Source organism: Actinomycetospora sp. CA-084318 (assembly GCF_050955885.1).
Lineage (GTDB): Bacteria > Actinomycetota > Actinomycetes > Mycobacteriales > Pseudonocardiaceae > Actinomycetospora.
This window is the reverse complement of record NZ_CP192098.1, coordinates 2,611,801-2,630,365: the sequence shown is the minus strand read 5'-3', so window position 1 is coordinate 2,630,365 and position 18,565 is coordinate 2,611,801. Positions and strand designations below refer to the sequence as shown.

General features: G+C 73.2%; 21 protein-coding genes. 12 read left to right on the top strand and 9 right to left on the bottom strand.

The window, feature by feature from the left end:
• Nucleotides 1-7 precede the first annotated feature (7 nt).
• Together ACQPYX_RS12825 and ACQPYX_RS12820 are read right to left on the bottom strand one after the other, a co-directional pair.
• Complete coding sequence (locus tag ACQPYX_RS12825; protein ID WP_433803295.1) at nucleotides 8-862, bottom strand: 3-hydroxyacyl-CoA dehydrogenase family protein; 855 nt, start codon at nucleotides 860-862, stop codon at nucleotides 8-10.
• Between the two features lie 294 nt (nucleotides 863-1,156).
• A complete protein-coding gene (locus tag ACQPYX_RS12820; protein WP_433803294.1) occupies nucleotides 1,157-1,852 on the bottom strand; it encodes a glycerophosphodiester phosphodiesterase in 696 nt (231 codons plus the stop codon).
• 101 nt (nucleotides 1,853-1,953) lie between these two features.
• Here ACQPYX_RS12820 and paaA point away from each other — a divergent pair, with 101 nt between their 5' ends.
• Genes paaA through ACQPYX_RS12780 form a run of 8 tightly spaced genes read left to right on the top strand, consistent with a single transcriptional unit; the run spans nucleotide 1,954 to nucleotide 9,078 of the window.
• Nucleotides 1,954-2,916: a 1,2-phenylacetyl-CoA epoxidase subunit PaaA gene (paaA, locus tag ACQPYX_RS12815; protein WP_433803293.1), complete on the top strand. Its 963-nt coding sequence runs from the start codon at nucleotides 1,954-1,956 to the stop codon at nucleotides 2,914-2,916.
• Nucleotides 2,917-2,918: 2 nt separating this feature from the next.
• Nucleotides 2,919-3,263 carry a 1,2-phenylacetyl-CoA epoxidase subunit PaaB gene (paaB, locus tag ACQPYX_RS12810; RefSeq protein WP_433803712.1) on the top strand — a complete coding sequence of 115 codons (345 nt, stop codon included), beginning with the start codon at nucleotides 2,919-2,921 and terminating at the stop codon, nucleotides 3,261-3,263.
• On the top strand, nucleotides 3,260-4,183 hold the full coding sequence (gene paaC / locus ACQPYX_RS12805; RefSeq protein ID WP_433803292.1) for a 1,2-phenylacetyl-CoA epoxidase subunit PaaC: 924 nt from the start codon (nucleotides 3,260-3,262) through the stop codon (nucleotides 4,181-4,183). The genes paaB and paaC overlap by 4 nt, the downstream gene beginning before the upstream one ends.
• A 5-nt stretch (nucleotides 4,184-4,188) precedes the next feature.
• Nucleotides 4,189-4,686: a 1,2-phenylacetyl-CoA epoxidase subunit PaaD gene (paaD, locus tag ACQPYX_RS12800; protein WP_433803291.1), complete on the top strand. Its 498-nt coding sequence runs from the start codon at nucleotides 4,189-4,191 to the stop codon at nucleotides 4,684-4,686.
• The gene (gene paaE / locus ACQPYX_RS12795; protein WP_433803290.1) at nucleotides 4,686-5,741 is read left to right on the top strand and encodes a 1,2-phenylacetyl-CoA epoxidase subunit PaaE; all 1,056 of its coding nucleotides are present in this window, start codon (nucleotides 4,686-4,688) and stop codon (nucleotides 5,739-5,741) included. Before paaD ends, paaE begins: the two co-directional genes overlap by 1 nt.
• A gap of 10 nt (nucleotides 5,742-5,751) precedes the next feature.
• Nucleotides 5,752-7,776 (top strand): phenylacetic acid degradation bifunctional protein PaaZ, encoded by a 2,025-nt coding sequence (gene paaZ / locus ACQPYX_RS12790; protein ID WP_433803289.1) that lies wholly within the window; start codon nucleotides 5,752-5,754, stop codon nucleotides 7,774-7,776.
• A 20-nt stretch (nucleotides 7,777-7,796) separates the two neighbouring features.
• Nucleotides 7,797-8,174: a hydroxyphenylacetyl-CoA thioesterase PaaI gene (gene paaI, locus ACQPYX_RS12785; RefSeq protein WP_433803711.1), complete on the top strand. Its 378-nt coding sequence runs from the start codon at nucleotides 7,797-7,799 to the stop codon at nucleotides 8,172-8,174.
• A gap of 13 nt (nucleotides 8,175-8,187) precedes the next feature.
• The gene (locus ACQPYX_RS12780) at nucleotides 8,188-9,078 is read left to right on the top strand and encodes an enoyl-CoA hydratase-related protein (protein WP_433803288.1); all 891 of its coding nucleotides are present in this window, start codon (nucleotides 8,188-8,190) and stop codon (nucleotides 9,076-9,078) included.
• 73 nt (nucleotides 9,079-9,151) lie between these two features.
• Here the strand turns inward: ACQPYX_RS12780 and ACQPYX_RS12775 are convergent, their stop codons facing one another.
• The gene (locus ACQPYX_RS12775) at nucleotides 9,152-9,535 is read right to left on the bottom strand and encodes a hypothetical protein (protein ID WP_433803287.1); all 384 of its coding nucleotides are present in this window, start codon (nucleotides 9,533-9,535) and stop codon (nucleotides 9,152-9,154) included.
• A gap of 114 nt (nucleotides 9,536-9,649) precedes the next feature.
• Complete coding sequence (locus ACQPYX_RS12770) at nucleotides 9,650-9,979, bottom strand: STAS domain-containing protein (protein WP_433803286.1); 330 nt, start codon at nucleotides 9,977-9,979, stop codon at nucleotides 9,650-9,652.
• 485 nt (nucleotides 9,980-10,464) lie between these two features.
• Between ACQPYX_RS12770 and ACQPYX_RS12765 the strand changes: the two genes are divergently transcribed.
• The gene (locus ACQPYX_RS12765; RefSeq protein ID WP_433803285.1) at nucleotides 10,465-11,265 is read left to right on the top strand and encodes a ParA family protein; all 801 of its coding nucleotides are present in this window, start codon (nucleotides 10,465-10,467) and stop codon (nucleotides 11,263-11,265) included.
• The gene (locus ACQPYX_RS12760; protein WP_433803284.1) at nucleotides 11,252-11,584 is read left to right on the top strand and encodes a hypothetical protein; all 333 of its coding nucleotides are present in this window, start codon (nucleotides 11,252-11,254) and stop codon (nucleotides 11,582-11,584) included. The genes ACQPYX_RS12765 and ACQPYX_RS12760 overlap by 14 nt, the downstream gene beginning before the upstream one ends.
• Nucleotides 11,585-11,591: 7 nt before the next feature.
• On the opposite strand, the gene ACQPYX_RS12755 is transcribed toward ACQPYX_RS12760, so the two are convergent.
• Complete coding sequence (locus ACQPYX_RS12755) at nucleotides 11,592-12,656, bottom strand: nitrilase-related carbon-nitrogen hydrolase (RefSeq protein WP_433803283.1); 1,065 nt, start codon at nucleotides 12,654-12,656, stop codon at nucleotides 11,592-11,594.
• Between the two features lie 88 nt (nucleotides 12,657-12,744).
• Here ACQPYX_RS12755 and ACQPYX_RS12750 point away from each other — a divergent pair, with 88 nt between their 5' ends.
• Entirely contained in the window at nucleotides 12,745-13,953 is a 1,209-nt protein-coding gene (locus tag ACQPYX_RS12750; RefSeq protein WP_433803282.1) for a glycoside hydrolase family 1 protein, read from the top strand.
• 4 nt (nucleotides 13,954-13,957) lie between these two features.
• On the opposite strand, the gene fmdA is transcribed toward ACQPYX_RS12750, so the two are convergent.
• The 4 genes from fmdA to ACQPYX_RS12730 form a co-directional block, all read right to left on the bottom strand.
• Nucleotides 13,958-15,211: a formamidase gene (fmdA, locus tag ACQPYX_RS12745; RefSeq protein WP_433803281.1), complete on the bottom strand. Its 1,254-nt coding sequence runs from the start codon at nucleotides 15,209-15,211 to the stop codon at nucleotides 13,958-13,960.
• Nucleotides 15,212-15,257: 46 nt separating this feature from the next.
• The gene (locus tag ACQPYX_RS12740; protein WP_433803280.1) at nucleotides 15,258-15,542 is read right to left on the bottom strand and encodes an FmdB family zinc ribbon protein; all 285 of its coding nucleotides are present in this window, start codon (nucleotides 15,540-15,542) and stop codon (nucleotides 15,258-15,260) included.
• Nucleotides 15,543-15,645: 103 nt separating this feature from the next.
• Complete coding sequence (locus ACQPYX_RS12735; RefSeq protein WP_433803279.1) at nucleotides 15,646-16,413, bottom strand: class I SAM-dependent methyltransferase; 768 nt, start codon at nucleotides 16,411-16,413, stop codon at nucleotides 15,646-15,648.
• A gap of 49 nt (nucleotides 16,414-16,462) precedes the next feature.
• Complete coding sequence (locus ACQPYX_RS12730) at nucleotides 16,463-17,656, bottom strand: MFS transporter (protein ID WP_433803278.1); 1,194 nt, start codon at nucleotides 17,654-17,656, stop codon at nucleotides 16,463-16,465.
• 198 nt (nucleotides 17,657-17,854) lie between these two features.
• Here ACQPYX_RS12730 and ACQPYX_RS12725 point away from each other — a divergent pair, with 198 nt between their 5' ends.
• A complete protein-coding gene (locus tag ACQPYX_RS12725) occupies nucleotides 17,855-18,451 on the top strand; it encodes a hypothetical protein (RefSeq protein WP_433803277.1) in 597 nt (198 codons plus the stop codon).
• The last annotated feature ends 114 nt before the right edge of the window (nucleotides 18,452-18,565 follow it).

Sequence of the window (18,565 nt, the reverse complement as noted above, 5' to 3'; positions counted from 1 at the left end):
CGGGGGCTCACTCCCAGCGGTGAAAGCCCTGCCCGCTCTTGCGGCCCAGCTCCCCGCGCTCCACCTTGTCGCGCAGCAGCTGCGGGGGCGCGAACCGGTCGCCGAGCTCGGTCGCGAGGTGCTCGGCGATGGCGAGCCGGACGTCGAGACCCACCACGTCGGTGAGCTTCAGCGGCCCCATCGGCCAGCGGTAGCCCAGCTCCATGCCGGTGTCGATGTCCTCGGCGGTCGCCACGCCCTCCTCCACCATGCGGATCGCCTCGAGCCCGACGACGAGTCCGAGTCGGGAGGTCGCGAAGCCCGGGGAGTCGTCGACGACGATCGGGGTCTTGCCGAGGTCGCCCACCCATGTCCGGGCCTGCTCGACGACGCCGTCGGCCGTCTGCGGGGTGCGGATCAACTCGACGAGCTTCTGCGCGGGCACGGGGTTGAAGAAGTGCATCCCGATGACGCGGTCGGCGGGCAGCTCGGCGCCGATCGCGGCGACCGAGAGCGACGACGTGTTCGACGCCAGGACGGCATCCGGGCACCGCTGCGCGACCTCGCCGAGGATCCGCTGCTTGAGGTCGATCTTCTCGGGGACCGCCTCGACGACGAGGCCGGCGTCCTCCGGCAGCTCCCCCGCGCCGACGACGAAGCGCGCCCGGTCGAGCAGCTCGTCCACGGTGGTCCCCTCGGGCAGCTTCCCGCGGTCCGCCGCCCCCTGCAGGCTCGTCCCGACGGCGGATCGCGCGGCCTCCGCCCGCTCCGCGTCGCTCTCCACCACGGCCACCCGCGCCGCCCCTGCCGTCAGGAGCACGTGGGCGATGCCGGCGCCCATCGTGCCGCCGCCGATCACACCGACGCTCTCGGGAATCGTCATGGCGAGCACCCTGGCGCAGATTGCTCCGGACGTCAGGACGGAGGATGCCGTTCGCTGTTCGAACATGCGTTCGAACAGCGGATGTTCGTGCAGGTCGAGCGTCTCTAGACTGATCGCGACCCCGACAACCTCGTCCTGCTCTGCCGCTACCACCACCACCTCGTCCACCACGGCGGCTGGGAGATCCACATGATCGACGGCCGCCCGTGGTTCACCCCACCCCGCTGGATCGACGCCGAACGACAACCCGTCCCCGACGGCGGCAGCCCACCCGGCACCGTCGCCGCGTGACCGTCAGCGGGGCCCGACGAGCAGATCCCGCAGCACGGCCGGGCGGTCCGTGATGACGCGGTCGACCCCGAGGTCGAGCATCCGCCGCATCTGCGCCCCCTCGTTGACGGTGTAGACGCCCGGCGACATCCCGCGCTCGCGCACCGCGGCCACGAGGTCGGCCGTCATCGCCCGGTGGTCGACGGTGACGAGGCGGGCGTAGGTCGCGATGTCGTCGAGCAGTGCCGCGTCCGGGGCGGCGGCGAGGAGCTGCCCCACGGTGACCCCGGGGGCGTCGAGATCCCGCACCGCGGTCGCGTCGAAGGACATCACGACGGCCGGCCGCCCGGCCAGCGCCGCCACCACCTCGCCGCCGATCCCCGGGTAGTGCCAGGGGTCTTTGAGCTCGAGGAACAGGTCGAGGTCACCGGCGACCCCGAGGAGCTCGCCGAGCGTCGGGATGCGCTCCCCCGCCCCGGCGTCCAAGGTCCGGAGATCGGCCAGGCTGAGGGCGCCCAGGGGCTGGTCGGCGAGCGCCGCCCCGGCGTCCGTGGTGCGCCGCGGCGTGGCGTCGTGATGGATGACGAGCGCGCCGTCGGCGGTGCGCTGCACGTCGACCTCGACGCCGTCGGCGCGCTGCCGGCGGGCCTCCGCGACGGCGGCGAGCGTGTTCTCGGGGGCGTCGGCGGACGCTCCCCGGTGGGCGACGACCTCGGGCATGCTCACATCCGATCAGAGCGGTGTGACCGGGAGACGAACGGCTTGCGTCGGGACCCCCCGTCGGGCACCATCGGTAACCGAACGAACATTCGGGAGGGCTTGTGGACCGAGACGAGCAGCAGCTGGCCGAGGCGTTCGACGCCACCGTGGCCGCCGAGGGCCGGATCGAGCCGCGCGACTGGATGCCCGAGGGCTACCGGAAGACCCTGATCCGGCAGATCGCGCAGCACGCGCACTCCGAGATCATCGGCATGCAGCCCGAGGGCAACTGGATCCTGCGCGCCCCGAGCCTGCGGCGGAAGGCGATCCTGCTCGCCAAGGTGCAGGACGAGGCCGGTCACGGTCTGTACCTGTACTCGGCCACCGAGACCCTCGGCGTCGACCGCACCGAGCTCACCGAGAAGCTGATCGACTCGAGGCAGAAGTACTCGTCGATCTTCAACTACCCCACGCTGACCTACGCCGACATCGGGGTCATCGGCTGGCTGGTCGACGGTGCCGCGATCTGCAACCAGGTCCCACTGTGCCGCTCCAGCTACGGCCCCTATGCACGGGCCATGGTGCGCATCTGCAAGGAGGAGTCCTTCCACCAGCGGCAGGGCTTCGAGCTGCTCATGACGCTGATGAACGGCACGGATGCCCAGCGCGAGATGGTGCAGGACGCCGTGAACCGCTGGTGGTGGCCGTCGCTGATGATGTTCGGCCCGGCCGACGGCGACTCCCCCAACACCCAGCAGTCGATGGCCTGGCGGATCAAGCGCCACACCAACGACGAGCTGCGCCAGCGGTACGTCGACATGACCGTCCCGCAGGCCGCGGCCCTCGGCGTCACGCTGCCCGACCCCGACCTGCGCTGGAACGACGAGCGCCAGGCGCACGACTTCGGTGCCATCGACTGGGACGAGTTCACCGCCGTGGTCAAGGGCGCCGGCCCCTGCAACGCCCAGCGCCTGGCCCACCGCCGCGCCGCCCACGAGGGCGGGCAGTGGGTCCGCGACGCGGCCTCCGCGTACGCCGCGAAGCAGGAGACCCGTCGTCAGGAAGGGAAGGTGGCCGTCGCATGAGCATGGCCGACGACGTCACCGCGCACCCCGAGGGCGAGCCGCAGATCCGGGAGGGCGTGACGCCCGACCGCACCTGGCCGCTCTACGAGGTGTTCGTCCGCGGCAAGCGCGGGCTGAACCACGTGCACGTCGGGTCGCTGCACGCCCCCGACGACCACATGGCCCTGCACAACGCCCGCAACCTCTACACGCGCCGCAACGAGGGCGTGTCGATCTGGGTGGTGCGCGCCGACGCGATCACCGCGTCGAGCCCCGACGAGAAGGACCCGTTCTTCGCGCCGTCGGGCGACAAGGTCTACCGCCACCCCACGTTCTACGAGATCCCCGAGGACGTGCCGCACCTGTGAACGCCTCTCACGACAACGTCTACGACGCCCTCGGCGAGGCCGACCACGAGGGCCGCTGGGCCTACGGCGCCGGGTTCGACGAGACGGTCGTCGAGGTCACCGCGCCCGCCCCGGACGGCGTCGATCGCGACGACCTCGCCGCCTACTGCCTCATGCTCGCCGACGACGCCCTCGTCGCGAGCCAGCGCCTCTCCGAGTGGGCGACGCACGCCCCGGAGCTGGAGGAGGAGGTCGCCCTCGCGAACATCGCGCTCGACCTGCTCGGCCAGGCCCGGGTGCTGCTCTCCCGCGCCGGGCACCTGGGGGCGGCGGAGCGCTTCCGGACGCCGGGTCTCGCCGCCGGCCTGTCCGACGAGGACGTCCTCGCCTACTTCCGCGACGACCGGTCCTTCCGCAACGTCACGCTCGCCGAGATGGACCTCGGCGACTTCGGCCGGACGATGGCCTGGATCCTCGTCTACTCCTCGTGGCGCCTCGCGCTCATGACGACGCTGCGAGGGTCGGCCGACCCGGTGCTCGCGGCCGTCGCGGGCAAGGCCGTGCCGGAGCTGGCCTACCAGCGCGAGTACGCGGCCGGCTGGGTCGTCCGTCTCGGCGACGGCACGGCGGAGTCCCACGCGCGGATGCAGGCCGGGCTCGACGACGTCTGGCCCTTCGTCACCGAGCTGTTCCTCGCCCACCCCGTGGAGACGCGGCTGGTCGAGGCGGGCGTGGCGGTGGACCCGGCGTCGCTGCGGGCGTCGGTGGACGCCGACCTCGCCCAGGTGCTCCCGGTGGCCACGCTGACCGAGCCGACCCGACCCGCCGTCGGACTGGTGGGTGGCCGCGGCGGCCGCGACGGCGTGCACACCGAGGCGCTCGGCAAGGTCCTCGCCGTGATGCAGTCGCTGGCCCGCGCCCACCCGGACGCGACGTGGTGAGCGCCGTGACCATCGTCAACACCGAGCTGTGGAACGCGGCCGCGGAGGTGACCGACCCCGAGATGCCGATGCTGACGCTCGCCGACCTCGGCGTGCTGCGCTCGGTCTCCGAGCGGGACGGACACGTCGTCGCCACCATCACCCCCACCTACGCCGGGTGCCCCGCCCTCGACGCGATGGCGGCCGACCTGCGCGAGCGCCTGAGTGCCTACGGCGAGGTCGAGGTGAAGGTGACGCTCACCCCGCCGTGGACCACCGACCTCATCTCCGACGAGGGCCGGCGCAAGCTCGCCGAGGCCGGCGTCGCACCGCCGGACCACATCGGGCCGCGCTCGACCGGCCCGGTGCCGCTGACCCTGGCCGCGCCGCCGAAGCGGGTCGCCTGCCCGCGCTGCGGGAGCGCCGACACCGACGAGCTCTCGCGCTTCGGGCCGACCGCCTGCACCGCGCTGCGGCGCTGCCGGAGCTGCTCCGAGCCGTTCGAGCACATGAAGGACATCTGATGACGACGACGGTGGACACCGGCTTCCACGCCCTGCGCGTCGCCGCCGTCGAGCACCTCACCGACGACGCCGTCGCGGTGACGTTCGACGTGCCCGAGGAGCTGCGCGAGCACTACGCCTTCCGCGCGGGGCAGTACCTGACGCTCTCCCACGACGGCGAGCGCCGCTCCTACTCGATCTGCGCGCCCGAGGGTGCGGCGCCGCGGATCGGCGTGCGGCGGGTCGAGACCGGCCTGTTCTCGGAGATGCTGGTCGACCGGCTCGCGGTCGGCGACACGCTCGAGGTGGGCCCGCCGGACGGGCGCTTCTCCCCCGATCCGAAGCCCGGCGAGCACCACACGCTGATCGCCGCCGGCTCGGGCATCACGCCGGTGCTCTCGATCGCCGCCACCGTGCTGGGCGCGCACCCCGACACCCACGTCACGCTGCTCTACGGCAACCGCCGCGCCGACACGGTGATGTTCGCCGAGGAGCTCGCCGACCTGAAGGACCGCTACCGCGCGCGGTTCCAGCTCGACCACGTGCTCTCCCGCGAGCCCGTCGAGGCCGAGATCTTCGCCGGCCGCCTGGACCGGGAGAAGCTGCGGACGCTGCTGACCCACCTCGTGCCCACCCCGCAGGTCGACCACTGGTGGCTGTGCGGCCCGCTGGAGATGGTGACCGGGGCGCGCGAGGAGCTCGCCGACCTCGGCGTCCCGCGGGAGCGGGTGCACGCGGAGCTGTTCTACGTCGACACCCCGCCGCCGCAGCCGCGTCGGCACGAGGACGCCCCCGCCGAGGGCGCGACGGCCCGGATCATCCTGCACGGCCGCGAGGTCACGGCGACGATCCCGTCGGACTCCTTCGTCCTGGACGCCGCGCAGAAGGTGCGCTCCGACCTGCCGTTCGCCTGCAAGGGTGGGGTGTGCGGGACCTGCCGCGCGAAGGTCGTCACCGGCGAGGTGGCGATGCAGCGCAACTTCGCGCTGGAGACCGAGGAGGTCGAGGCCGGGTTCGTGCTGACGTGCCAGTCGGTCCCGGTCTCCGACGAGCTGACCATCGACTACGACGTCTAGGGGTTCACACGTGACCGTCGAGAGCTTCCTGCAGGGCCGCTGGCAGGCCGGGTCCGGCGAGGGCCGGCCGATGTTCGACGCCGTCACCGGCGAGGAGATCGACCGCCTCTCCACCGACGGCCTCGACCTCGCGGGCGCCGCCGCGTACGCCCGCCGCACCGGCGGCCCGGCGCTGCGCGAGCTGTCGTTCCACCAGCGCGCCTCCCTGCTCAAGGCGCTCGCCGGGCACCTGCGCGAGCACCGCGAGGAGCTCTACGCCCTCTCCGCGCGCACCGGCGCGACCCTCGGCGACTCGAAGTTCGACGTCGACGGCGGCATCGGCGTGCTCCAGGCCTACGCCTCGAAGGGCAAGCGCGAGCTCCCGGCCGGGACGGTCCTCGTCGAGGGCGACGTCGAGCCGCTGTCGAAGGACGGGTCGTTCCTCGCCCAGCACGTGCTCACCCCGCTGCAGGGCGTCGCCGTCCAGGTCAACGCCTACAACTTCCCCTGCTGGGGCCCGCTGGAGAAGCTCGCGCCCGCCTTCCTCGCCGGGGTCCCGTCGATCATCAAGCCCGCCACCCCCACCGCCTTCCTGACGGCGGGCCTGGTCCGGTTGATCGCCGACTCCGGCCTCCTGCCCGACGGCGCCGTGCAGTTCGTCGCCGGCGGCGTCGGCGACCTGTTCGACCACCTCACCGAGCAGGACCTCGTCTCCTTCACCGGGTCGGCGTCGACCGCCCGCCAGCTGCGCACGCACCCGAACCTCTCGGCCCGCGCCGTCCGGTTCACCGCGGAGGCCGACTCGCTGAACTGCTCGATCCTCGGGCCGGACGCGACCCCGGGAACCCCCGAGTTCGACCTGTACGTCAAGCAGCTCGTCACCGAGATGACGGTCAAGGCCGGCCAGAAGTGCACCGCGATCCGGCGCGCGTTCGTGCCCGGCGAGCACCTCGACGCCGTGGCCGACGCCGTGCGCGGGCGGCTCGAGCGGGTCGTCGTCGGGAACCCCGCGAACCCCGACGTGCGGATGGGCGCGCTCGCGGGCCTGGAGCAGCGCGAGGAGGTCCGGCGGTCGCTGAAGGCGCTGCTGGACGGCTCGCGGGTGCTCTTCGGGTCGCCGGACAGCGTGGAGGTGACCGACGCCGACGCCGAGCGGGGTGCGTTCCTCTCCCCCGTGCTGCTCGCCGCCGACCCCGGCTCCGCGGCCGTGCACGAGGTCGAGGCGTTCGGCCCCGTGTCCTCGCTCGTGCCCTACACCTCGACCGAGCAGGTGATCGAGCTGGCCGCCCGCGGCCAGGGGTCGCTCGCCGGGTCGGTCGTCACGGGCGACCGCGACTTCGCCCGCGAGGTCGTGCTCGGCGTCGCGCCGTGGCACGGACGGCTGCTGGTGCTGGACCAGACGGATGCGAAGAGCTCGACCGGGCACGGCTCCCCCATGCCGCAGCTCGTCCACGGCGGGCCCGGCCGCGCCGGCGGCGGCGAGGAGATGGGCGGCGTCCGCGGCGTGAAGCACCACATGCAGCGCACCGCCGTGCAGGGCTCGCCGGAGATGCTCACGGCGATCACCGGGCAGTGGGTGCCGGGCACGGAGCGCCGGGTGACCGACGTCCACCCGTTCCGCAAGCACCTCGAGGAGCTGCGGATCGGCGACACCGTCGTGGGCGGCCCGCGGCGGGTGACGCTGGAGGACGTCGAGCACTTCGCCGAGTTCACCGGCGACACCTTCTACGCGCACATGGACGCCGACGCCGCCGCGCAGAACCCGTTCTTCGGGGAGCGCGTGGCGCACGGGTACCTGGTCGTCTCCTTCGCGGCCGGGCTGTTCGTCGACCCGGCGCCCGGACCCGTGCTGGCCAACTTCGGCGTCGACTCCCTGCGGTTCCTCACGCCGGTGACGTTCGACGACGAGCTGACGATCACGCTGACCGCCAAGCAGATCACCCCGCGCGACACCGCCGCGTACGGCGAGGTGCGGTGGGACGCCGACGTCACGAACCAGAACGGCGACTCGGTGGCGCGCTACGACGTGCTGACGCTGGTGGCGAAGCAGTCGTGATCGCCTCCTCCGTCAAGCGCATGTGGGACGACGACGCCGCGTCCCGCAAGCTCGGCATGGAACTGCACGCCGCGGCCGACGGCGAGGCCCGGCTGACCATGCGGGTCACCTCCGACATGGTCAACGGACACGGCATTTGCCACGGCGGCTACCTGTTCCTGCTCGCCGACTCGGCCTTCGCGTGTGCGTGCAACTCCCCCGGGCCGGTCACCGTGGCCGCTGGCGGCGACATCGTCTTCGTCGCCTCGGCGCGGGAGAACGACGTGCTCGAGGCGGTGGCTGTCGAGCGCACCCGCTACGGCCGGTCCGGGGTCTACGACGTCACGATCACGCGCCCCACCGACGGGCTCGTGATCGCCGAGTTCCGCGGACGGAGCCGCACGATCCAGCGCAGCTGACACGATCGTCCTCGTGACTCTCACCGAGATCCGCTACGAGGTGGCCGACGGGATCGCGACGATCACCCTCGACCGCCCGGACCGGATGAACGCGTTCACCCCGACCATGGCGACGGAGATCGTCGCCGCGTTCGACGAGGCCGACGCCGACGACGCCGTGCGCGTCGTCGTCCTCACCGGCGCCGGGCGGGCGTTCTGCGCGGGGGCCGACCTCGGCCGGGGCGGCTCGACCTTCGACTACGAGGCCGTCCGGGACGCGCGGCTGCGCGCCGGCGGCACGATCGACGGGATGCCGCGGGACCTCGGCGGGGTCGCCGTCCTGCGGATCGCCGCCAGCGTGAAGCCGGTGATCGCGGCGGTGAACGGGCCCGCCGTCGGGATCGGGGCGTCGATGCTGCTCCCGGCGGACATCCGGATCGCAGCGGAGTCGGCGCGGTTCGGCTACGTCTTCACGCGCCGCGGGATCGCGCCGGACGGCGCGTCGAGCTGGTTCCTCCCGCGGGTCGTCGGCATCTCGCAGGCGATGGAGTGGGTCGCGACGGGGCGGGTGTTCCCGGCCGCGGAGGCGCTGGCCGGGCGGCTCGTCTCGCGGGTCGTTCCCGACGACGAGCTGGGCGCGGCCGGGCAGGAGCTGGCGGCGGAGATCGCGTCGAACACGTCCGGCGTCTCGGTGGCACTGACCCGCCGGATGATGTGGTCGATGCTCGGCGCCGACTCGCCCTGGGACGCCCACCGGATGGACACGCGGGTGATCGCGGCGCTCGGGGCGGGGCCGGACGCCGCCGAGGGCGTGACGTCGTTCCTGGAGAAGCGGCCGCCGTCGTTCACGGCCTCGCCGGGTGACTACCTCGACCTCGTCGACCCCTGGCCCGGTGTCCCGGACGACCTGGAGCCGCCGGCGTAGGGCACAGTGAGAGTCCGACCGAACGGCACTGTCGCAGCATCTATGTGCGCGAGAGTGCCGCTCGCGCAGAACGTCACTCCGCCGCGCGCACGTCGTCGAGGTCGACACGCCGCTGCACGACGGCGGCGATGATCACGGCGACGGCCGCGACGGCGATCAGGACGACGAAGCCGGGGTGCATCGCCTTCGTGAGGCTGGCCGGGCGGTCGGGGTCGAGCACGTACAGCGCGAACGGGACGGCGTAGGCGGCGGCGAGCCCGGCCGCCCACCACCGCAGCGCCCGGAGGCGGGCCTCCTGCAGCGTCCCGATCAGGGTGAGGGCCACGGGGACGATCGCGAGCATCGCGAACCCCCCGACGACCATCAGGGCGGCGAGACCGGCCGAGACGACGACCAGGCGCGGGAGTCGGGGGGCGGGACGAGAGGACGGGGCGGCGGCGTGCGTCGGAGCGGACACGGTGGTTCTCCTGGGCGGTGCGGAGGTCACGACCCGACTTCATGTGTGAGCAGTGCTCTCACTCTGACAGCAGCAGAGCAGAGACACAAGAGCAGTGCTCTCGCCATCGCTCCGCTAAAGACCGGCCGGGCGGGAGTCCGTGAGGTCGAACGGCCGCCCACCGAGGCGGCGCAGCCGGATACGCAGACCGCGCTTCGGGGCGCACACGGTGAATGCGACGCCCCGGGCGTGGGCGTCACCGGCGACGGCCGGGATCACCCAGAGGCCGAGGTCGTCCTCCGCGACGACGTCGGTCAGGTCGAGCACGATCGCCGTCGACCCGCCGTCGAGCGCACCCTCGACGGCCTCCCGCAGCACCCGGGCGGTGCCCGCCCGCAGTCCGCCCGACAGCCGGATCACGGCGCCGATCGGATGGTCGACGACGGTCGACGTCAGCCCGTCCACACCCCCGGACCGCGCGTGGTGCCCCGGAGGCGGTGCGGCCGGCCGGCCTCATCACCATCACAGCTCCCCCTCGTCCCCGCGCAGGCGGCATCGTCGCGTCGCCCGGGGGCGATGACGTGGTCGCGGCACCCGGATCGCCCGGCGGCGGGGCGGAGCCCGGCGGCGTCGGTGCGGCGATCGGTGTCGCTGGACCATAGGCGGCCACGGGTTCGTCCGGAAGGGCCGCACGACGGTGCAGGTGCCCGGGAAACGAAGCGGCGCAAGCGATTCACCCGCACGCCCTGTGCCGATCGGCTCGCTTCAGCGCCGTTCACCAGCGCTGATTGACCCACATGACCTAGCCGACCGTGTGCACACGTGCACGTGTGCAGGAGTGCTTGTGAGCACGCGTGCGTGGGTGTCACTGTGCATCGTCGGCACCGCTGCTCCGCGCAGGCGCGCCGGTCGGGGAGCTCGGGGAACGCGCGGAGCGGGGGTGGAGCGCGATGCGGGTGGCGGTGGCCAACAACAAGGGCGGCGCGGGCAAGACGACCGCCATCGCCCACCTCGCGGAGGCCCTCGCCGGCCGGGGCCGCCGGGTGCTGGCCGTCGACCTCGACCCGCAGGCCAACCTGTCCCGCCGCCTGGGCTACGGCGAGGCCGACCTCGCCGACATGGTGACCGCGGCCGAGGTGGTCGCGGCGAACCAGAAGGGCTGCGCCGCGGACGCCCTGGTCGGCTGCCGGTGGGAGCCGGCCGACCTCGCCGGACGCATCGATCTCGTGCCCGCCCGCTACGACCTCGAGGCGCGGGTCGCCGAGGCGGGCCAGCTCGGCTCGCACGAGCGCCTCGACGTCGCCCTCACCGGCGTCGCCGAGGACTACGACGTGACCCTCCTGGACTGCCCGCCGTCCCTCGGGCACCTCACCCAGCTCGGGCTGGCCGCGGCCGACACCGTGGTGCTCGTGCTGCGTCCGGAGTTCGACCACCTGCAGGGCGCCATCCGCGTCCGGGACTTCGTCGCCGCCTACCGCCGCCACCTCGGACGCCCCGAGCTCGCGGTGTCGGGCGTGATCGTCAACGAGCACGACCGGCGACGCGGCCTGCACGCCTGGCACACCGATTCGGTGGCCGACACCTTCGGCGACCTGGTCTGGTCGCCGCCCGTCCCGTCCCGTGCGGTGCTCGCCGAGGCCATCGACGCCGCCCAGCCCCTGCGGGCCCGCGGCGCCCCGGCCCGGCCGCTCGTCGAGATCTTCTCCACCCTCGCCGACCAGCTGGAGGTCCGGCTCGATGCCGCCGTCTGAGCCCCGCGCGACGCCGCCGTCCGGCCGGACCGCGCCCGACCCGGGCCAGGCCCGTCGTCGGGGGCCGACCGAGCGCCGTCGTCCCGAGCCGAACTCGATGCTGGCCCCCTCCCCCAGCCCGCTGATGCCCACCGCGGGCCGACGGCAGCACCAGGGCTCCGGACGCACCCGCCAGGAGCTGGTCTACCTCTCCGGGCGCGTGCCCCGGGCGCTGCGCGACGAGCTGCACATCCGGGCGATCGAGGAGGGCCGGCCCGTCGTCGACCTCCTGCGCGACGCGATCCGCGGCTATCTGGACGTGGACCCGCCCCGGTCGTGAGCCACCCTCACCCCGGACGACGCCAAGCTCCTCGTTCCTGCATCAGCTCGACCTGCCGGGCGAGGATCTCGCGGCGGTACTCCTCGTGGTGCGGGGGCGTGCGGTCGAGGTAGAGGTTCTTCGGGTAGATCGGCTGCTCGTAGACGATCTGCGCGAGCTCGGCGCGGATGTCCTTGGCCCAGCTGCTGATCTGCGCGGACGCCCGGTGGTGGCGCAGCGCCTCGATGTCGACGACGCCGCTGACGAAGGTCGAGCCGTTGGTGTCGAACTGCTTCCCGACGATCTGCCCGCGGTGGTTCACGATCATCGAGGCCCCGCCGCCGGCGTCGATCGGGGTCGGGCTCTCCCGGTGCAGGTGGTAGCCGCCGATGTTGGGCGCGACGACGTAGAAGTTGTTCTCCAGCGCCCGTGCGCGGTTGGTGATCTCGAAGACGTCGTTCTCGGTGAACGGCACCGGCAGCGAGGCGCGGTAGACCACCTCGGCCCCGTTGAGCGCGAGGCCGCGCCCGTTCTCCGGGTAGCAGCCCTCCATCGCCATCATGACGCCGAGCCGCCCGATCGGGGTGTCGGCCACCGGCCAGAAGGCGTCGAGGGTCCGGCCGTACCGGTCGACCCACCAGTCGAAGAGGTCGTGCGGCGAGACCGACCGCTCCACCGGCAGCAGCGCGTTGAGCTTGTAGTGGACGAGCACGAGCTCCTCGTCGGGCGAGAGCACGAAGCCCGCGTTGAAGAACAGGTCGGGCCACTCGGGGTGCCGCACCTTCGCCTGCGCCATGATCCACACGCCCCAGCGCGACGCCAGCCGCCCGAGCCGCTCGGTCTCCGGGCCCGGCAGGTCGATGGCGCAGTGGTGGGCGAAGTCGACGTGGTCGACGTCGAGGATCTCGTCGTTGAACCCCTGCAGGGCGCCCTCCGGGATCACCAGCAGCTTCACCGGGACGTCGAGGTTCGACAGCCAGAAGGCGGCCGTCGTCAGGCTCTCCAGGTGCTCCAGGTTGTGCGCGATGTCGGCGCGCTCGCGGATGCCCCAGAACGTCGGGATCAGCCCGACCGCGGTGTACGGCTCGATCACGAGGTGGCTCCGCCCTGTGAGTACAAATCCGTGTCCTGACACGGAAAAGTACTCACGGGGCCGCAGGCCACCTGCCAGGGTGTCGACCGTGCCGATCTTCCCGCCGGGGTTCCACTGGGGCAGCGCGACCGCCAGCCACCAGGTCGAGGGCAACAACACGAACAACGACTGGTGGGACTGGGAGCACGACCCGTCGTCCCCCTGCGTCGAGCCCTCGGGCGATGCGGTCGACCACTACCACCGCTACGACGACGACTTCGCCCTGCTGGCGTCCCTCGGCCAGAACGCCCACCGGTTCTCGCTCGAGTGGTCGCGCATCGAGCCGGCCGAGGGCGAGTTCTCGGCGGCGGCCCTGGACCACTACGCCCGCGTGCTCGACTCCCTCGCCCGGCACGGCCTCACGGCCTTCGTGACGCTGCACCACTTCACGCTGCCGCGCTGGTTCGCCGCCCGGGGCGGCTGGCTCGCACTGGACGCCCTCGACGTGTTCGCGCGCTACGTCCAGCGGGTGGCGGCGGCGCTCGGGGACCGCATGCCGTACGTCTGCACGGTCAACGAGCCGCAGATCGTCGCGCGGGAGTGCTACCTGTCGGGGCAGTTCCCGCCCGGGCACCGCGACCTCACCGAGGCCGTCACCGTCAACGGCGTGCTCGCGCAGGCCCACCGGCGCGCGGTCGAGGTGCTGCGGGCCGGGCCGGGCTCGGCGCAGCTCGGGACGTGCCTGCACCTGCCGCACCTCGAGCCGCTGCGCCCGGGCGACGAGGCCGACGAAGGCGCCACGGCGGCGGCCCGCATGGTCATGGTCGACACCCACCTCGACGACCTGCGGGCCGGCGGGGACGTCGGGGACTTCGTCGGGCTGCAGTACTACTCGCGCGCCCTGATCGACGCGACGTCGCCGGACCTCACCGCCGGCCCGCCCGAGGGGGCGGAGACCACGCTGATGGGCTGGGAGGTGTACCCGGCGGGCTTCGGGGCGGTGCTGCGCCGGATCGCCGAGGCCGGGCTGCCCGTCGTCGTGACCGAGAACGGGATCGCGACCACGGACGACGACCAGCGGGTGCGATATCTCGCCTCCCACCTCGCCGAGGTGGGACAGGCGCTCGCCGACGGCGTCGACGTGCGCGGCTACCTGTACTGGTCCTCGTTCGACAACTTCGAGTGGGCCGTCGGCTACCGGCCGACCTTCGGCCTCGTCGGGATCGACCGGGCCGACGGGCTGCGCCGCGTGCCCCGGCGCAGCGCGGAGCTCTTCGGGGAGCTCGCCCGCACCGGGGACCTGACGGTGCTGTCCTGACCGCTCAGCCCCGGCTCATCGGCACGCCCTGACCCGGGTCGATCCGCGTCGGTCCGTTCGCCCCGGGCTTCACGTCGAAGTCGAAGATCCCGGTCGGCAGGTAGACCGTCGAGCACGAGTTCGGGATGTCGACGACGCCCGAGAGCCGGCCCTCGATGGGGGCCGCCCCGAGGATCATGTACGCCTGGATCGGCGAGTACCCGAACGTCGTCAGGTAGTCGATCGCGTGCAGGCACGCCCGCTGGTAGGACAGGTGCGAGTCGAGGTAGCGCTGCTCGCCGTCGAGGGTCACCGACGTGCCGGAGAAGGCGATCCACTCGCTGTACTGCGGGTCGGTGTTGCCCGGGATGAAGATCGCGTTCTCGGAGACGCCGTAGGTCTCCATGCCGCCCTTGATCAGGTCGACGTGCAGGTCGATGAACCCGCCCATCTCGATCGCGCCGCAGAAGGTGATCTCGCCGTCGCCCTGGGAGAAGTGCAGGTCGCCCATCGAGAGGTTCGCGCCGTCGACGAACACCGGGTAGAACACCCGGCTGCCCTTCGTGAAGTTCTTGATGTCCTGGTTGCCGCCGTTCTCGCGGGGCGGCGCGGTGCGGGCGGCCTCGTTGCGTGTGCGCTCGTAGTCGGCGCCGGTCAGCGACCCGAGGATGGCCGAGTCGGGCTGCGGCGGCAGGGCCAGCGGCGGCACGGCGCCCGGGTTCGTGTCGATCAGCGCCTGCTCGCGGGCGTTCCAGCGCCGCAGCAGGTCGTGCGACGGGGCGGTGCCCATGAGGCCGGGGTGGACGATGCCGGTGAACTCGACGTGCGGGACGTGGCGCGAGGTGGCCTTGCCGCCCCGGAAGTCCCAGATCACCTTGTAGGCGTCCGGGAACTGGTCGGTGAGGAAGCCGCCGCCGTTGGACTTCGCGAACACCCCCGTGTAGCCCCAGCCCTGGCCGGCGAGCGGGCCGGAGTCCTCCTGCGGGATCGGCCCGACGTCGAGGATGTCGACGATCAGCAGGTCGCCCGGCTGCGCCCCCTCGACGGCGATCGGGCCGGACAGGACGTGCACGCCGTTGAGCGGGGCGTTCAGGATGTCGTCGGCCGAGTCGTCGTTGTGGATCGCGCCGTCGAACCACTCCCGGCAGTCCACCCGGAACGAGTCGCCCGGCTTGACGTGCACCTGCGCGGGGATGTCGGGGTGCCAGCGGTTGTGGCCGACCTTCTGCTGGTCGGTGAAGGCCTTCGTGCTGTCGAGCGGGAACACCTGCTGGGGCATCGGGTCTCTCCCTCGGAGCGGGGTCGTGCGGGGGTACGGGGGCCGCTCAGGGCCGGGGCAGCTTCGCGGTGCGCGGGTCGAGGCGCGGCGCCGGGCGACCGGCCGGACGCGGGGGTGGCGACGAGACCACCGTCGGCTCGGTCCGCGACGCCTCGGCCCGGTCGATCGCGGCCCGCTCGGCCCGCCGGGTGCCGCCGAGCCGCGGCGCCGTCATGACGCGGACGGCCGCCGTGCCGCAGGCCGGGCAGGCGGTCGTCGCCGGCGCGCTGCCCATCGGGGCCGTCACCTCGACGGCGCCGTCCGTCTCGCACCGGTAGGCGTAGAGGGGCATCGGCTCGCTCCCGTCCGTCGCGATCCGCATCCATGCGCAGGAGCTGATCTCTCGGGGAACCTGCCAGTCGGCGCGGCCGCTGTCGAGGTCCGCCCCTGACGCGTCAGGCCGGCGGGACCGTGCCCCGCAGGAAGACGAAGTGGTCGTCGAAGCGCAGCACCGGGTCCTCCCGGTAGGCGTGGCGGAACTGGGCGATCCCCTCGGCGAGCTCCTCCTCGGAGAACTCGCCGAGCACGGACATGTAGCGCGATTCCAGCATCCGCACGTACCGCTCGCGGTCGATCGCCACGTGGAAGGTCCGGTGGGTCAGCGTCGTCCGCAGGCCCGCGGCGACGAGGGCCTCCTCGATCTCCGCGGGATCGGGCTGGAGCTGCTCGAAGCGCTCGTGCGCGGCCGCGAACAGCGGGTGCGGGATCGTCGTCGGGAGCATGACCACCAGGAGCCGGCCGTGATCGGAGAGCAGCCCGGCCAGGCCGCGCAGGGTGCCCGCGCGGTCGGACACGTGGTGGATCGCCTCCTTGACCAGCACGGCGTCGACCGGGCCCGGGACGGGCAGCGACACCCGGCCCGAGGCGACGTCCTCGGCACTCGCGAGCACGGGGCGCAGCGACCGCGAGGACGGCACCTGGTCGAGCATGGCGGCGCTCGGGTCGACGCAGACGATCGGACGCAACGGCGCCACGTCGTCGGCGAGCTGGCGGGTGTAGAGCCCGGTCCCGCACCCGACGTCGACGATCGCGTCCCCCGGGTGCAGCCGCAGGGCCCCGGACATGGCACGCGTGAAGGCCCGGACGTACTCCGGATCGTAGGTCCAGTGGTCGTCGTAGGTCGCCGCGAGCCGGCCGTAGTGGTCGGCGATCTTCTCGCTCACCCGGCGCAGCGTGACAGGTCGGCGGCCTCTCGGGGGACGCCTGATCGGGTCAGGTCGCCGGCCGCATCCGCAGCACCGAGCCCGCCGTGCCGGCCCCGACCAGCACGACGACGACGCCGCAGAGCACCGAGGCGACCGCGGCCAGCCCCCAGACCTCCACCGCCACCCCGGCCAACAGGCTCGAGACGGCCGCGGCGAGGTAGCAGAACAGGTAGATGGCCGAGAGGGTCCCGGCGTGGGCCCCGGCCGGGCTGCGGTCGAGCAGCACCCGCATCGCGCCGGCGAACGCGATCCCGAACCCGGCACCGGCCACGACCGCCGCCGCCAGGTAGGCGCCGAAGCTGCCCACCGCGATCGCGACGACGAAGCCGGCCGTCCCGGTCGCCAGGACCGCGGCGCCGCCGACCAGGGCGTGGGTGGCGCGCAGCCGGTTGGCCGCGAGGCCCGCCGTCGGGCCGGCGAGGTGGTAGACGGCCACCGCGAGGGCACCGCTGAACAGGTCCTCCCGCCCGAGCACCGACACGGCCAGCGAGGGCGCCAGGGCCTGCTGGAAGCCGCCGAGCACGTAGGTCGCGGCCACGAGCAGGCAGACCGCCCCGAAGACGGGGCGCACGCTGCGTGGGACCCGGACGACGGGGCGCAGCGAGCGCCCGGCGCCCGGGCGCCGGGCGACCGTCTCGGGCAGCAGCGCGACGGTCACCGCCGCCGCAGCGAGCAGGGCGGCCGTCCCGACGAACGCCCCGACGGGCGCCGACGCGGGCGCGAGCTGGACCGCCGTGCCGGAGGCGAGCGCCCCGAGCGCGATGCCGCCGGGCGGTGCCCCGCTCGTCACCGCGCCCGCGAGCCCGGGGCGGGACGGGGGCACCAGGTCCACGACGAAGGCCCCGAGGGCACTCAGCGCGAGCCCCACCGAGAGCCCCTGGATCGCCCGACCGAGGATGAGCGGCGCCGCCGAGTCGACCGTCGTCAGGACGAGGGCCGCGACCGCGCCGATGAGGATCGCGGGAACGGCGACCCGTTTGCGCCCGAGGTGGTCGGAGAGGCTGCCGCAGCAGAGCAGCGCGACGAGCAGCGGGACGATGTAGATCGCGAAGGCGCCGGTCAGTGCCACCGGCGGCAGGCCGTAGGTCTGCTCGTAGACGACGTAGAGCGGGGCCGGCACACCGGCGGCGCCACAGACCGCCACGAGGCTCACGGACGCCGCGGTGAAGACGGCGCCACCACCGGTGCTCGGTCGCGACACTCAGGACGTCCCGGCGGGTGGCACGTCGTCGAGCCTACGCGGACGCCCGCTCCGTGCGCTCAGCGTGACGATCCGACGACCTCTGACTGTCCGTTCGTCACGGTTCCGTCTCAGACCTGTCGTCGTCGTCACGCTGAGTGGCAGAGTCGGCGGACGGGTCCGGCCTCGGCGGCCCGATCGGCACAGCGAGGAGTTCCGGTGCAGAAGATGTCGATCGTCCTCGGGTTCGTCCCGTGGATCGCGTTCAGCGCGCTCTCCGGACCCTCCACGTGGCAGTGGGCGGCACCGACGGCGCTGGTCATCACCCTCGTCCTCGCCGTCCCCGACTGGCGGCGCAGCGGCGAGGTCGGCGTGCTCGACGCGGGTGGGGCGGCCTTCTTCGGCGCCCTGTCGGTCCTCGCCCTGGTCCTCGAGCGTGGTCGGCTCCAGTGGCTCGAGGACCACGCGTCGCTGATCTCGGGCGTGGCCATCACGCTGCTCGCCACCGGCTCGCTGCTCGTCCGGCGGCCGTTCACCGAGCACTACGCCCGGCAGAGCACGCCGCGCGAACACTGGTCCAGTCCGCTGTTCCGGCGGATCAACGTCATGATCACCGCCGTCTGGGCCGTCACGTTCGCGCTGCAGGTGCTGTGCGCGCTGGTCGTGGTGTGGGCGCCGGGGACGGTCGACGCGTTCGGTTGGGTCGTGCCGACGTTGCTGCTGGTCGCGGCCGTGAAGTTCACGATGTGGTACCCCGACCACGCCACGGCCGAGGTCCGGGCAGGCGCGCACGAGGCGCCCCGGGTCGCGTCGTGACCACGGTCGACGTCGCCGCCGACGCGGACCCGGCGTCGGGCCCCGTGGCGCGGGTGCACATCCCGACCCGGGTGCCGCTCGGGCTGCACGGCGCCTGGCGGCCGACGCAGGAGT